Here is a 13781-nt window from a genome sequence, read left to right as displayed (position 1 = left end):
CCGGGCGCACAAGCAGGTTAGGACGTTTGCCTGCGCCGTGCGAGATGCGCAAGGAGGGCCGTCAAACACATCGCGTTCAGGACCCGCTTCGCAGGGACACCGCCCTTGCGCGCCATCTCGACACCCCAATGCATGTGGTCGAGCTCGCGGATCGAATGAGCGTCCGGATTGATGCTGAAGATGCAGCCCTGATCGAGTGCCTTTTGATGCCAGCGCCAGTCGAGGTCGAGTCGCCAAGGATGTGCGTTGATTTCGACAGCGACGCCGTGTTTCGCACACGCTTTGAGGACTTTGTCGACGTCGAGATCATAACCGGGCCGGCGCAACAGCTGGCGACCGGTCATGTGCCCGATGATTGTCGTCCGAGGATTTCCGATCGCCTCAATGATACGCTCCGTCTGTTCCTTCTTGGGCAACTTGAAGCGGCTGTGCACGCTCGCGACGACGAAATCGAACGTCTCCAAGATATCATTCGGGTAATCGAGCGAGCCATCCGCCAGGATGTCCGCCTCGATGCCCTTCAGTATGCGAAATTTTCCATTGTATGCCTTGTTCAGCCGGTCAGCTTCGCGGTGCTGTTCAGCAATCTCCTGCAACGAAAGGCCGCCTGCGTAGTGAGCGGACTGCGAATGATCGGCGACACCATAGTATTCGAAACCGCGCCTACGCGTGGCTTCAGCCATTGCCTCAAGCGTTTCGGTGCCATCGGATGCGGTCGTGTGAGAATGCAGGATGCCATGCAGATCTTCATCCCGAATGAGGGCGGGTAGCTTCTGCTTTGCCGCTCGCTCAATCTCATCCCTGCCTTCGCGCAATTCAGGCTCGATAAACTGCAAGTCTAGAGCTTGGTAGATTTCTTCTTCTGTCGCTGACGCGATCAGCTTTCTCCCGCGATGAAGCCCGTCGGCGTTTAGGGTGAATCCCTTGTCGGCCGCGAACGTCTTCAGTTGCTCAAGGTGGTCTGCCGAACCGGTTGCTTCGAGCAGGCTTGCGCCAAAGTGCTTCCTGTCCGTGACAACAAGCCTGAGGGTCATATCCTCGATTCCAGTCGACTTTCTGGCCTGCGCTACCAGGGCGAAGTCGGAAACGAGCTCGCAACCGCGTCGGAAGTCACCTGCAATTTCCACGCGCGAAAACTCTGGATGCTCTTCCTTTACCGATATGACCGCATGGTGGAGAAGAGCGGCGGCCTTGTGCAGGTGAAGTTGCGTTTCGCCGCTTCGCACGATGGCTAGATTCTGCAGCAGCTTTGTCTGAAGCGCGGCGCCGAGGCCTTTGACTGGGCGGATGCGGTCTTCTCTCGCTGCGGCCTCGAGCTCCGCCAGCGAGTTCACGCCGAGCGCCTGATGAAGCTTCAGTATCTTATCGGGACGAAGCCCGGGTATGGCAAACAGCTCCATCACGCCCGCTGGAACATCCTCGCGCAGCTTCTCAAGGCTTGGGTGCGTGCCGGTTTGGTAAAGCTTGGTCACGATGTCTGCGATCGCGTCACCGATCCCCGGGATCTTGGTGAGGGCGCCGGCGGCGATGATCCGATCAAGCGGCTGCGACAGCGCCATCAGACTGTCTGCCGCGCGCAAGTATGCCTTTGTGCGATAGGGATTGTCGCCGCGCATAGACGCCCGTTGCGCGTATTCCCTCAAAAGACTGGCGACGGTCCTAGGATCGATTTTTGCCATGGCTTCAGCCAAACGAGACCGATCTCCGCAGGTTCCAATGAGGCAAGGCCGTGAGCGCCGCGTTGCCCTTTGAATCCCGGCTTTACTGCCTCTTCCCGCGTCGGACGCTACAGATTGGGCAAGGATTGGTCAGCGCGACCCCATCCAGCCAGAGTTTTGGAGGCTGCGCGTTTCTTTAATTCAGGAGCATCGCCCACGTGGAAATGAGAGGGCGCGTCTATTGTCTTCATCTCCGCCCACGTGATCGGTGCCGCGACAGGAGCGCCCGGACGTGATCTCGCGCTGTAAGGCATGATCGCGGTCGCCCCGCGCTGATTGCGTAGATAGTCCACAAAGATGCGACCCTTGCGGCGCGCCTTTGACAACACGGCCGTGAAATGGGCCGGATCGCTCCGGGCGACCGCCTGCGCCAGGCGAGACGCGAAGTCCTTAACCTGTGGCCACTCGGCGCCAGGGGTGAGCGGCGCGATGACGTGCACTCCTTTGCCTCCCGTCAGCATCGGGAAAGTCGTAAGTCCCAGCGATTTAAGGATAGCGCGGAACTGAAAGGCAGCGGCGCGGACGGCCTCAAAATCGAGGCCTTCATCGGGGTCGAGGTCGAACACGAGGCGGTCGGCCTTTTCGACATCCTCGATCCGAGCCCCCCATCCGTGCAGCTCGATCGTTCCCATCTGGACGCAAGTCATCAGTCCGTCGGCATCGTCGACATAGAGATATGGTTCCTCGTGCCCGTCTTTCTCTGTGATGCCGACGTGGTGGACTTTGTCGCCAAAGCTGCCGGCGTCGTGTTTTTGGAAGAAGCACTTCTTCGCGCGGCCCTGTGGGCATCGAACCAGACTGATCGGCCGGCTGCCAACCCAAGGAAGCATGATCGCCGCGACCGCTGCGTAATGGTCGGCGAGCTGTCCCTTGGTGATGTTAGACTCCGGATAGATGACGCGGTCACGGTTACTTATCGCCATGGTGGTTGTCGCAGACGCGGCGAGATCGGCTGCATGACGTTCCGTCTCGAGCACGACCGCCTCCGGCTTCTTGTCTTCGCGGAGACCAAGATAGCTCGGATGTCGTAATGTCCCTTCATTTGTCATTTCGGTGAAGGCAATCTCAGCGACCAGTTTCGGACGGAGCCAGTGTGCGCCGCGCACTTCGGCGCGTGGTGCGTCGACGGTGGCGGCCTTCTGCTCGAGCGGCGCCATGATCTTCAAGAGACGAAGAAGTTCAGCGGTATCGAAGCCGGTGCCGACTTTCCCGGCGTAACGCAGCTTGCCGCCGTCATGAACGCCAAGGATCAAGGACCGAAACGCGCGGACCTTGTCGGACGGCGTCCAGCCGACAATCACAAATTCTTGCCGCCTGATGCATTTGATCTTCAGCCAGCTTGCGCCGCGGGCCGCCACATAACTCGAATCCGCGAGCTTTGAGATGACGCCCTCAAGGCCGGCTGCGCAGAAGCGATCGAGCAGCTCTTCTCCGCGGCCGAGGATATGGTCGGAGTAACGAAGGACCGGATTTTTCGCAGGCAAGATCGCCTCCAGCTTCGCCTTGCGCTCAACAAGAGGAAGCCTTGTCAGATCTTCGCCGTCGAGCTGCAGCAGATCGAACGCATAAAAGTCGATAGTCACCGGGGCACCCTTCAATGCATTCTGAAGCGCCTGGAAGTTAGATCTTCCTTCCACATCGACAACCACGGCCTCGCCGTCAATCAGGGCTGAGCGCACCTTGAGCTTGCGAGCCTCGGAGAGGATCGAGGGAAAACGCCTAGACCAGTCCAGACCAGATCGTGTGTAGGCTCGCGCCTCGCCACCGCCGACGGCAACGAGAATACGATAGCCGTCGTATTTCATCTCATGGATCCAACGATCGCCAGCAGGGACCGTGTCCACGAGCGTTGCGAGTTGGACCGGCCGGAAAGCGGGCGGCGCCAAAGTGACCTCGTCACGAGCGGGCGACTTCGCTTGACAAGCGTTCGACCCATTGATTGCCTTCCGCGACGTTGGCTTGACCACTCTGACCTAAACCATACTGAGAGGCGAAATAAGCGTTGTTCGCGTCCAACGCGCGACTCCTTCTTTAGTTTCGCTGCAGGCCGTATTGAGCTTTTCGCGATTATTGCCGACCCGCTTGATTAGCGCCTCGGCCTGAGACCGTGCTTCCTGCCTCCGGCCCTTCCATTCCCGATTTTCGCGCACAGCTCACAGGCAATAATCAAGAGCAGGAACGGGCCCTCAAATGCCGCCACAGCGTATCCGGTTTCTGCCATCGGCTTTAGAAGCCTGACATTCCGGTTCCGGTCCCCTGTGCGTAGGGTTTTGATCTTCTCGTCGAAACCCATGTTTCGATGGATGATTACTCGACGTGCCCCATTGACGCCAAGTACCTCGCCCAGAGCAGCTCCGATGCCAGTTTCAAGAAGTGCAAAATGGCCCATAAATGCGCCGACCAGAGTGAATGCTCTCGTATCCGGGTCTATTTCGAGCAGCGCGGACTTGGTCAGCATTCAGACAGCGGGTCCTTCCCAACGCAGCCATGGGCACCGGCCTGCTACTCACGGAGCACCCCCTCCTCCTTGGCAGCAGCCTCGAAAGCCTGACGGACCTCTTCCGGAGTCACACGGTCCTGAAAGGCGTCGGCGCACAGTTGCACAGCCTTCCTCCACTTAGGTCCCATCTTGGTCCACTTCATGAGTTCCTCGGCGGCACCCTCGACGTTGTTGCACCCGTAGGTGACCCCAGGTCGGTCGGTCTTGACGTACACCGGAGGGGAGAACCAATGGGTTGCCACGACAACTCCTACTCAGGGGAGAGATACACGTTGGCCTCCTTAGCGGCAGCCTCAAAGGCCTTTCGTATTATGTGGGGGTCAATCGAATCGCCCTCCAAGGCTGACAGGCAGAGGGTCACCGCCTTATGCCAGCGAGGCCCTCGCCGGGTCCACGTCTTGAGCTGCTCAAGGGCTTCCTTCGCATTGTTGCAGCCATGCCTGACACCGGTTTCAGTCTTCACGAACACCGGAGGGACGAACCAGATGGGCGCCATGATACCTCCTACTCAGGGGAGAGATACACGTTGGCCTCCTTGGCAGCCGCCTCAAAGGCTTCACGGACCTCTTGGGGGGAGGCGCTGCCCTGGAACGCGTCGACGCAGGATTGGACCGCCTTCGTCCACCTCGGGCCCTTTGTGTCCCATGCCAGGAGTTCCTCGGCGGCTCCCTCGACGTGGCTGACCCCATTGCGAATGCCCGGACGTTTCGTCTTCACGTAGACCGGGGGAGCGAACCAGAGGGGACCCATAAGAGGGAACTTAGAGCGGGAAGAGCCCGCCGACCAACCCCGCTTTAGCTGCAGCTAAGGGAACGATGTAGGCCCTCGCGGGTTTAGAGGCGGCAGCGGGATTACTTCGTGGATGTGCAGCCGCTGTGGGGGGGTCCGTCGCCTCTCATCTCCATGCTTGGCGGCGGGCTCCTTTCGCGAAGGCGGTGTTGGTAAGAGACACCTAGAACCTTATACCGCATCCAATTTAGCTAGTCGTCATTGGGGGGAGTAATGTCCCCTCCTCTTTTGCAGCAGCCAGGAATGCCTTGCGGGCCTCCTCAGGTTCCATCTCGTCGAAAATCACGGCCATGCAAACGCGCACCGCGAGGTCCCAGCAAGGGCCACGCTTGGTCCACTTCATCAGCTCCTCGCCGGCTTTCTCGGCGTTGTTGACGTTGCGGATGATCCCGGGACGCTCGGTCTTGACCGGGACCGGAGGGTTGAACCAGTGGAGAGCCATGCGGTCACTCTTTGTCGGCCCGATCAAGTTCCTCCAGCAAATACTTTTGCTCAGCCCAGTTCCCGTTCTACAGGCAGAGTGAGCAGGTTGCGAAGGTAATTACGGATTACCTCTGACTATTGAAATGGCGCAGGACGGCGCGCTTCCGTTGCGATGCCACAGCGGCTGAAGTTGGCTGACAGCTACTCGCCACAGTCGCAGAGGCCCATGGCAGTTGCTGCCTCGACGATCGCCTCGGTTAGTTCTTCGTTGGAGGCCACCAAATAAGGCGCAGTCTCCCGAGCTTCGCGTAGTGCCGCTTTGATCGAGACCGTGTCGCCACGGTCCGCCCTGTTGAGGAGGCGGTTATTCGCGAAGATCGAACCCGACGAACAGCCCAAAGGCTGGGGCAACATTGACAATAAGCTCCACCAGCTCGCAGTCAGTTTCCGCCAGATGTGGCCCGTCTCGGCGCACCGCTGCGATAGTCTCTTTGACGGAGATGATTTGGCCGCGACGGACTTGTAGGATCAGCTCGTGAACAAGGTGTTCGGCAGTCACTTTGTCGGGTCGGCAGTTCGTCCAAACGTTCATACAAGGCCTCCCACCTCAGCGAGAACCCAAGGGAACATTCATGACCCTCTGTCGAGAAAAATCAAGAAGAATGTTTGATAACTTCTGAGTGGGAATCAGGGGGACAAGCCACGAAGCGAGCCTCTATACTCTTTGACCTGACGCTCAGCCAGCCCGCTAAGGGACTTCTTCCGTCGGCCCCTGTTTGGCCCGATCAATAGCCGCAAGTAATGACTGTAGGGTTAGCGGCAGTTCTGGTTCGACCTCCAGATTTAAGAACGTTTGTACGTGATGACGATAGCCTTCGGAACGGATCAGTTTCCGAAACGCTCCGGAGACAGACTGATGGTCTGCTTTGTTGCTGGTTGCCATGTTCGGGGAGTCCCTTCCCAATGAGCCGCAACTCGCCCGAACGAAAGGGTTCCATCAGGACGTCGGAATATTTAGTATAATTTCTGAGCGGGAGATCGCATAACCGGCTCGCGCGAAGACCCCCCGTGCCCCCTTCGATCCGCCGAGCATTAATCCCCGCTGTTTGAACAGAAGATCGTGTCGATCTAGCGTCGGTGTTGCACATAGCGACCGTTGAAATGCTTCTGTCCAATGTTTGCTCACGCTGTGATGCCAACAGGGCAGGCGCTTGCGGCAGGGTGCCGCAAGGCCGCGACGAACGAAACGCCGGCCCAGTTCAACCCACGCGACGTCGTTCAAAGCTGGGGGGATCGATCTCCATCAAGCGGTCTGCGGCCTCGACCGCAGTTCGTATCCTGCTGCACAGCGCGAGATTTTCGGCCAGCATTTCTTCAGTGCGTTGACGCGCGAGCTCGGTCCGGTGGATGCGCTGCCTGGCATTGGCAACTTCCGATGTCAAAATATCGACCGCCATCCCGTGGCCGTGGGGTTCCATAGTGTCCATGGGTTTCTAATACATGGGGGGCGATATCGTTCCGTGATGTCGGGCGAAACGGCGGGCCGCAGAATAGCGCTATGGGCCGAATGACCAATGCACTCCCTGTCAAAACAGCGCCAGAAACAGGCGAACGGCTTCGGCCGCTCTACCTGCCACGGGCAGAGGCGATCACGGTCCAGAGGGTCATTGATCTGTTCAGGCACGACTACAGCGCAAGCGACGACACACTCAGGCGGCTGGTGATCCGTCTTCACAACCAGACAATGCCCGGTGCTCCGTGGAGAATAAGCGCTCCCGGTTTGGCTATGGCGCTCGCCGGCGATGATGACGCGCTTGCGCGGTTGAGGCGGGACGATCGCGAGCATCCGGACGTAACTCGGTATTTCAAGCGGCTCGGCATCCCGCGACCCTGACCTGTTATCAAAAGTTATGGTCGCGGCGACTGTCTAAAATAGACATTAAGTAGATGTCGCGGCCCGACAGGGCTCCACTCAAGAGCGAACCGTTGCTGCCTTGCGCATCGCCCTCTAGGCCGCCGGCGTCGAGTTCATCCCGGAGAACGGCAGCCGCGCCGGCGTGAGGCTCCGCAAACCTTAGGCCGTAGACTCGTTACTGCGCAGCCACACACCTGCTTTTCGCCATCGGACGAAGCGGTTGCAACAGGTGGTGCGCGGGCCATAGCGCTGAGGCAGGTCGCGCCATGGAGCACCGGAGCGCAGCACCCAGAAGATGCCGTTCAGCACGCGCCGATCATCAACACGTGGCACACCTCTTGGCTTGTTGGGTAGACGCTTTATTCCATTGCTGACCATTGTCCAAAAGCGCTGTTAACCAAATTTTCTCACCCGCCAATGCTTATTCGCGCGACTGAAGGGGTGAGGTGATTGATGTGTGATTCAAACATAAGCGCGTTTCCGCTGCATCGGCGGCGGAAGTTGGTCGAAGGGATCGCCCGGGTCCTGGAATCCAAGAACGGGAAGGACGCGAACGCCTTCTGGCGCAACACCGCCAAGGCAATTCTCGTTCAACTGTCCGAATCAGGAATTGCACCCGGGGTCGCCGAACAGGAAGTTGGAACGCTTCTTCATGCTGTCTTGGGCGATATCGCCACCCGCAGTGCTGCGAAACTTGCACAATAGCATCGGCTCACGATGAAGGATTGCCGCATAGAGACGCCCCGGGGCTCCACAAGCGTAGCACCACTGCATCCGTCAAAGGCAGGTTTCTCACTGCGGATGAAAAGATAGGCGCGTTCGTCGAAATCATGCGCGCGAATGTGCTCTCGGGCGAGATACGGCTCCGCCTCGCCTGTCCGGCGGTCATCGACCAAATCGAGGTAGGCGATGCGGAAACCCGCATTCACGGAAGGCCGACGGAGCTTTTCCACGAGCTGAACCCGCAAAAACCAATGAGCCGCCGTTGAGTTCCACACTGCCATTTATGCGACTTTCGAAGCACAAATGGCGAACAAGCGAGAGCAAGATGTCAGCCTTCCTTCGCGTTCAACAGGGTTTCCGGCCGTTGGACGATTCGAATCACCAAATCGAAATTCGGGAAGGATCCGAAAATCATGGCGATCATGGAATCATAGTCTCGTCGCAAAGCGTCAATCAATTCATTGTGTGGCAGCGTTGCGGTCGGATTTCATTGCGCAGGAATCCCGTGTCAGGAGCCCTCAATCGAGATTAAGGACCTCGAGACGCACACTCTTGATTTTTTCACACTTGGGCATCCACCTGATCGTGCATGAGTAGATCCATTCACTGTTTCAACCGAGCGACTCCGACCAGGAGATAGGGCGTGCGACACCCAGTCTCTAAACGCGGCAAAGACTTCCGCTGCTGGCAGTTGGACGAGCTGAGCCGGGCAAACCCTCCAGCACATTGGACCGCCTCTGCGGTCTTGAGGCAGTTGACGTGGGCTAAGCCAGAGGCGTACCGGCATTCTGGAGGCCGAATAGGTCTTAGCGGAAACTCTGCCACGGTTCACTAATATGGAGCGTTTGGCAGAGCATCGGGAAGGAAGACGCCAGTGATATCGTTCAAAGGCGCGATCAATGTTCTTCTCAGGATGCTCGGACTGTCGAAGTCCGAACCAATGGAACCTTGGCGCGGGTGGCGGCCGGTCATAGGATTAGAGTGTTGGAAGAATGCTGGGCAGGCGCCCCCTCTTATGTGGAAGGCATGTAACGCGCGGACGCGCGCCACCTTCAAAGCAGAGCTCACCTGTTCGAACGGTCATGGAGTGTCACTGCGCAGACACTCGATTGATGCGGATGGAAGGGTGTTGCCGAGTGTCGTGTGCCTGGCTCCTGGTTGCAGCTTCCACGATTTCGTACGGCTCAAAGGCTGGTCGGCAGGCGCTCTGTGACGATTGCTTAGGCCGCGGCGAGAACGTCGTCTTCGCCTGCCAGCGCCGACGCCTCAATACGAACTCCCTCCTTATCGAAGGCATAAAGAATCGAGATGCGCTTTCCGTCCCACACGTAGCGAAAGTGCACCGTCTGCTGAGATCGCTCCAAGACGTCTCCCGTCACTATGGCGAGGCAAATGCCGGCCGGCCGTTCGACGGGACGGAAGAGAATACCCTGGGCGCCTTCCGGCATCTTGGCCCCGATCTCGCGGCGCCGCTTCTCGTCCAGCCCCGCAGGCAACCCTTCAATATCGCGAAGATCCCAGAAGGTGCCGTTAACCGGGGTGCACAGCATCCGCATGTCGAGCCCGATTGAGGTCTCCTCAGTCGCCTTCAGGAAAGACTCCCGCTTTGCAACGGATACCGCCAAGGCCGTTTGCCGCTCAAATGCGACCTCAAGGCACGGCCGGCCCTCCCCAAAGAACGTAGTGCCATCGGGGTTACCGTATGCGAACGGCGCGAGGTTCCAATTCTGGAGCCTCGGGTCCGCACTGGCGTCCCCCTGTGTCGTCTGCTGCAGGCGGCCGAGGGAGCGGAGTCTGGGGTTGGTAAGGTTTTCAAGAGCAATAATCTCATCCTGCCGACCACTGTTGATCAACCCCTCATAGACGTTGACTGGAGGAAAGCGGGACGGGATGAGCCGGAAGGCGTCTCTGGACCACTTCACCAAGGGAGCGTTCTCAAGCGCCGCGCTGGGCATCGAGGTATCTCCTTACGCGAATGATGCCCGACATGCCCTCCAGCATGACGTCGAGCGCGCTAGCGCCGTCAAAGTACCGGTTCTTTGCACGCACCCAAGCTTCACCACGCTCGTCCTGCGTGAAAAGTATGCGCAAAGATTTCCAAATCCCGAGCATGTGGGAGACCCGCTCCCGGGTGTCGGTGGGCGGCGTTCCGCCCTCCTTCTTCCACTTGAAGAACGTCGATCTCCCCGGCGACCCGAGTAAAACGATCTGTTCATCGGTCGAAAGGTGCCACTTCTCTGCGACGGCGAAGAACGCCTCTAACTCGACCGGAATCGTTGGTTGCCCGGCGCCCTGCCTGGCGTCGGGTGCTTCAACATGCATCAAACTCCTCCTATCTAAAAATGGACTTGACTGGCATACCGGTCCCGATATAGACCGGTCCACATCGGGACTCGAATCAAAGAATAGTCCAAACAGGTCTTACGTCAAGAGTCTGGCTGCAAGAGCCGGGCAATATGGAGAACAGCGATGAATGAAGTAGTGGAAATGGAGGGCCGCACTCGCGGCGTTAGCTACCCGGTCAATGGGATCGACGTGGAGTTCTCGGACAACGTCATTACCGGTCGCGAAGCACTGACGCGTTCGGGCAACGTGCCCGCGAGCGAGCACCAACTCATCTTGGTCCGCGATCGCCGAACCCATCTGATCGGCACCGACGACGACATCGACCTTAAGAAGGAAAAGGGCGGCATCCTGCGCGCCTTCCTATCGGACCGCAACTTTGGCTTCACGGTCGACGAAGTTGGTCAGGTATGGGGCACCGACGATATGGAGGTTGACGAATTCCTGTCGATCTGGCCCCCTCGCAACGGGCACCATTGGGTTCTCGAGCGCGAGGAAGAGCCGGACACGGTGCTTCGCCCCGGCGGGTTGCTGTCGTTCGGTGAAAATGGGGTCGAGGATATCGTCTCGCGCGAAGACGTGCATCCCGACAAAGTGCTCGTGACGGTAGTCACCACCGCGGGCACCTTCCCCGCCGAGGGAGCCAAGCGCTACCCGGCCTCAACCCCGATCACCCAGGTGCTCGCCGACGCGGCGCGCAAACTTCATCTCACGGGCACTGAGGGTTGGATCGTCACAGTCGCCGGTCGCGACGTAAGCCCGACGCAGACCCTCGCGGAGGCTGGTTTGGTCGGACAGGTCGCGCTTGAATGGGGTGCGCGCGAGGGAGGCGGCGGTGCTTGAAGCGCTTTCCCGTGCGGCGTTCGACCGCGACATAGGGCGCATCGATCCACGATCCGCCCAAATGTACCGCTGGTCGATTCTTGAGTCGAGCTTCCCAATCCTGGACGTTCTTTTTGACCACACCACGGCCGCGCCGCTGAGGCTCCGCCTGAACTGCACCGAATGGGACGAGCTTCCCCCCGCAATCGAGCTTCTCGACAGCACGGGAAGGCACTTGGATACGGCACCGCCGAATGGTGGTGGCGTGTTCAACGGAGGCCCACATCCCAATACCGGGCGGCCGTTTGTCTGCATGCGGGGTGCGCGCGAGTATCACGTGCACTCCAGTCACACGACCGACCTCTGGGACAACTACCGCGGTGTGTCCGGAATGGACCTCGGCGGCATCGTGCTCCAGCTCTGGCGGGCATGGAAGAGGAGCGTCGGATGAGCGCCGTAATATGCACGCGCGAAATGTTGCGTACGACCATCGCCATTCTCAGGCGCGGCGGAGAACGCCGCCATGAGCGAGTTGTACTGTGGCTATCGACCGCTGCCGTGCGCACGCCGGCTTCGATCGTTGAGGTATATGAACCCGAGCAGATTACCGAGATCGACTACTTCAAACTGCCGCCGGCCTCTATGCAGGCCCTCATGGATCATCTCAGGTCTACTCGGCGACGGATCGTAGCGCAGATTCACACCCATCCAGGTCGCGCCTACCATTCCGAAGTCGACGCCGAGTGGGCGATCATCCGGCACGTGGGTGCGCTTTCGCTCGTGCTCCCCCACTTTGCCGCGACGACCACCCCGGAGAACTTCCTGACAGAGGTCATGACGTACGAGTACTCGCCGGCCGGAAATTGGGACCACTGCTCGAACTCGGGCCTCGATGCTCGTCTGACTGTAACGACATGAGCACCGCCGCTCAGCAGAACGCACTGATGCTGGCCGCCCAGATAGGAGTCAACGAGGCCGAAGCCAGCGAGCGCCTGAAGCGTACTGTACTCGTAACCGCCGAACCTGGGTGGAAGTCGGCTTGGGCTTTCGAGGTAGGTCAGCTTCTTGGGCGCACGGTCGAGGCCAAGTTCGATCTCGATGACACGGCGCCGGATTTGGAGTTTGTCATAGGCTCTAGCGCCCCTCGCACGAAGGCCAGGCGCATGTACGCGGACCTTGGCGCAATCGATGCATCCATCTCCCTTGCGCACACGGGGCGGCATTTCGATAAGCCACATGGTCTCCATGCCGCGGCGGCTGCCTGCGCCGCTGCTGCGGCTGCGGTGTATGTCGTTATCGATGATACCGCGCTACCCGCAGTTCGGCTGCCCATGCGCCTCGACTACGCGCAACTCGGGATCCCCCAGGGGGCGTTGTTTCGGGCGATCGAACTGAGCGACGCTGTGATGGCCGGTGCTGGTGCCGTAGCGCACGGTTTCCTTCGCGCCGCGCGGCACCTGAATGTCCGTGGCGAGTTGGCGATAGTCGATCCCAAAGTCGTTCAGGGCGGCATTTTGAACCGCTGCATGTACCTTCGGGACGAGGACGTAGGGAGGGACAAGGCCGTGGCGCTGGCTGAGCGTGCCCAGTCCGACTTCCCCAACTTGGCACTTCGCCCGCACGTGACCGACTTCAAGGCCCTTGTCCGCGATCGTGGTCGTTCCCCGCAAACCGCCTTCGTAACTGTCGACAGTCGGCTCGTGCGTCGGTCAATCCAACTCGAGGTGCCTCACCGCATCATCGACGCCTCTACCACCGATGTGCGTGGTGTGGTGGTCCACTCGAACGTCCTGCCGACAGATTATGCATGCCTGGCCTGCATCTACCGGCATGTCCCAGAGGAGCTTGCGCGCGAACGGTCAATCGCGGAGGGTCTTGGGGTCGACATCGCGGATGTACGTGTCGGTCTGATTACCGAGGAGATCGCGCATCGGATAGTGAGAACGCATCCCTCATTCACCGCGACGGAGCTAATCGGCATCGCGTTCGACAGCTTGTTTCGCCAGATCTGTGCCGAGCAGGCGCTGGCGACACCCGAAGGCCGGCAGGTGCTGGCACCGTTTGCTTTCGTCTCCGCCTGGGCCGGCGTACTGATGGCAGTTGAGATGCTCAGGTCGTTTGCAGGCTTAGCCACTACAAACTATTGGTCGATCGATCCATGGAACTTGCCAATCGCACGGGGACGAACGCTGCGCCCGCGGCACCCCGACTGCCAATTCTGTTCGAGGCCGGAGTACGAGCCGGTTATTCGGAAGCTTTGGGGTGAACGGGCTGAAGCGCGCTAGGTCGTTTTGCCATTGTGGCTACCTGCGCGTTGCACAGCCCAGGTACCAATGAGCGAGATTGGTGGCAAAAGAGAATTTCCCCTGGAGCCCTGCCTGACCGGCTCCGATCACGACGATGTCGACCTTGAGCGCCCCCCTCGCGCGTCTGGCGCCGGCTTCGACCTGCCGGCCGGTCGAGGATGGTCTTGGGTCATGCCGATTCGATGTCTTAGAACCCAGCCACCCTGACGGGGCTTCGAAGCTCCGCCAGGGTAGGTCCTCGA

The 13781-nt window shown here is 59.5% G+C and carries 18 protein-coding genes and 1 pseudogene; 6 read left to right on the top strand and 13 right to left on the bottom strand.

Annotation, left to right across the window (positions count from 1 at the left end; genetic code table 11):
- Positions 1–17 precede the first annotated feature (17 nt).
- The 11 genes and pseudogenes from NKI16_RS29750 to NKI16_RS29700 all read right to left on the bottom strand — a co-directional run.
- A complete protein-coding gene (locus NKI16_RS29750; protein ID WP_352924224.1) occupies positions 18–1679 on the bottom strand; it encodes a DNA polymerase/3'-5' exonuclease PolX in 1662 nt (553 codons plus the stop codon).
- Between the two features lie 107 nt (positions 1680–1786).
- The gene (gene ligD, locus NKI16_RS29745) at positions 1787–3685 is read right to left on the bottom strand and encodes a DNA ligase D (protein WP_352924209.1); all 1899 of its coding nucleotides are present in this window, start codon (positions 3683–3685) and stop codon (positions 1787–1789) included.
- Positions 3686–3804: 119 nt separating this feature from the next.
- Entirely contained in the window at positions 3805–4176 is a 372-nt protein-coding gene (locus NKI16_RS29740) for a hypothetical protein (protein WP_352924207.1), read from the bottom strand.
- A gap of 44 nt (positions 4177–4220) precedes the next feature.
- Positions 4221–4460: a DUF982 domain-containing protein gene (locus NKI16_RS29735; protein WP_352625651.1), complete on the bottom strand. Its 240-nt coding sequence runs from the start codon at positions 4458–4460 to the stop codon at positions 4221–4223.
- 8 nt (positions 4461–4468) lie between these two features.
- Positions 4469–4714: a DUF982 domain-containing protein gene (locus NKI16_RS29730; protein WP_352924205.1), complete on the bottom strand. Its 246-nt coding sequence runs from the start codon at positions 4712–4714 to the stop codon at positions 4469–4471.
- A gap of 8 nt (positions 4715–4722) precedes the next feature.
- Positions 4723–4968 carry a DUF982 domain-containing protein gene (locus tag NKI16_RS29725; protein ID WP_352637617.1) on the bottom strand — a complete coding sequence of 82 codons (246 nt, stop codon included), beginning with the start codon at positions 4966–4968 and terminating at the stop codon, positions 4723–4725.
- Positions 4969–5194: 226 nt separating this feature from the next.
- On the bottom strand, positions 5195–5449 hold the full coding sequence (locus NKI16_RS29720; protein WP_352924203.1) for a DUF982 domain-containing protein: 255 nt from the start codon (positions 5447–5449) through the stop codon (positions 5195–5197).
- A gap of 345 nt (positions 5450–5794) precedes the next feature.
- A complete protein-coding gene (locus NKI16_RS29715) occupies positions 5795–6022 on the bottom strand; it encodes a hypothetical protein (RefSeq protein ID WP_352492322.1) in 228 nt (75 codons plus the stop codon).
- A gap of 156 nt (positions 6023–6178) precedes the next feature.
- Positions 6179–6373, bottom strand: a complete 195-nt coding sequence (locus tag NKI16_RS29710; RefSeq protein WP_352924201.1) for a hypothetical protein — start codon at positions 6371–6373, stop codon at positions 6179–6181.
- A 316-nt stretch (positions 6374–6689) separates the two neighbouring features.
- The gene (locus NKI16_RS29705; protein ID WP_352924199.1) at positions 6690–6887 is read right to left on the bottom strand and encodes a hypothetical protein; all 198 of its coding nucleotides are present in this window, start codon (positions 6885–6887) and stop codon (positions 6690–6692) included.
- A gap of 638 nt (positions 6888–7525) precedes the next feature.
- Positions 7526–7723 (bottom strand): annotated as a pseudogene (locus NKI16_RS29700) (transposase); the annotation flags it as partial.
- Between the two features lie 75 nt (positions 7724–7798).
- Here NKI16_RS29700 and NKI16_RS29695 point away from each other — a divergent pair.
- Together NKI16_RS29695 and NKI16_RS29690 are read left to right on the top strand one after the other, a co-directional pair.
- A complete protein-coding gene (locus tag NKI16_RS29695) occupies positions 7799–8050 on the top strand; it encodes a DUF6074 family protein (protein ID WP_352457909.1) in 252 nt (83 codons plus the stop codon).
- A gap of 20 nt (positions 8051–8070) precedes the next feature.
- Complete coding sequence (locus NKI16_RS29690) at positions 8071–8334, top strand: hypothetical protein (RefSeq protein WP_352924197.1); 264 nt, start codon at positions 8071–8073, stop codon at positions 8332–8334.
- 954 nt (positions 8335–9288) lie between these two features.
- Here NKI16_RS29690 and NKI16_RS29685 read toward each other — a convergent pair.
- Together NKI16_RS29685 and NKI16_RS29680 are read right to left on the bottom strand one after the other, a co-directional pair.
- Positions 9289–10023, bottom strand: a complete 735-nt coding sequence (locus NKI16_RS29685) for an RES family NAD+ phosphorylase (RefSeq protein ID WP_107653113.1) — start codon at positions 10021–10023, stop codon at positions 9289–9291.
- On the bottom strand, positions 10004–10390 hold the full coding sequence (locus NKI16_RS29680; protein ID WP_107653112.1) for an MbcA/ParS/Xre antitoxin family protein: 387 nt from the start codon (positions 10388–10390) through the stop codon (positions 10004–10006). The genes NKI16_RS29685 and NKI16_RS29680 overlap by 20 nt, the downstream gene beginning before the upstream one ends.
- Before the next feature lie 147 nt (positions 10391–10537).
- Here NKI16_RS29680 and NKI16_RS29675 point away from each other — a divergent pair, with 147 nt between their 5' ends.
- Genes NKI16_RS29675 through NKI16_RS29660 form a run of 4 tightly spaced genes read left to right on the top strand, consistent with a single transcriptional unit; the run spans position 10538 to position 13518 of the window.
- On the top strand, positions 10538–11254 hold the full coding sequence (locus tag NKI16_RS29675) for a hypothetical protein (RefSeq protein ID WP_352924194.1): 717 nt from the start codon (positions 10538–10540) through the stop codon (positions 11252–11254).
- Positions 11247–11684 carry a putative metal-binding protein gene (locus NKI16_RS29670; RefSeq protein WP_352924192.1) on the top strand — a complete coding sequence of 146 codons (438 nt, stop codon included), beginning with the start codon at positions 11247–11249 and terminating at the stop codon, positions 11682–11684. Before NKI16_RS29675 ends, NKI16_RS29670 begins: the two co-directional genes overlap by 8 nt.
- Positions 11681–12151 carry a Mov34/MPN/PAD-1 family protein gene (locus NKI16_RS29665; protein WP_107653116.1) on the top strand — a complete coding sequence of 157 codons (471 nt, stop codon included), beginning with the start codon at positions 11681–11683 and terminating at the stop codon, positions 12149–12151. The genes NKI16_RS29670 and NKI16_RS29665 overlap by 4 nt, the downstream gene beginning before the upstream one ends.
- Positions 12148–13518, top strand: a complete 1371-nt coding sequence (locus NKI16_RS29660; RefSeq protein WP_352924189.1) for a ThiF family adenylyltransferase — start codon at positions 12148–12150, stop codon at positions 13516–13518. Before NKI16_RS29665 ends, NKI16_RS29660 begins: the two co-directional genes overlap by 4 nt.
- Positions 13519–13781: the final 263 nt, after the last annotated feature.

This window comes from Mesorhizobium sp. M0698 (assembly GCF_040320455.1).
Classification (GTDB): Bacteria; Pseudomonadota; Alphaproteobacteria; order Rhizobiales; family Rhizobiaceae; genus Mesorhizobium.
This window is presented reverse-complemented; position numbering and strand designations above follow the sequence as displayed.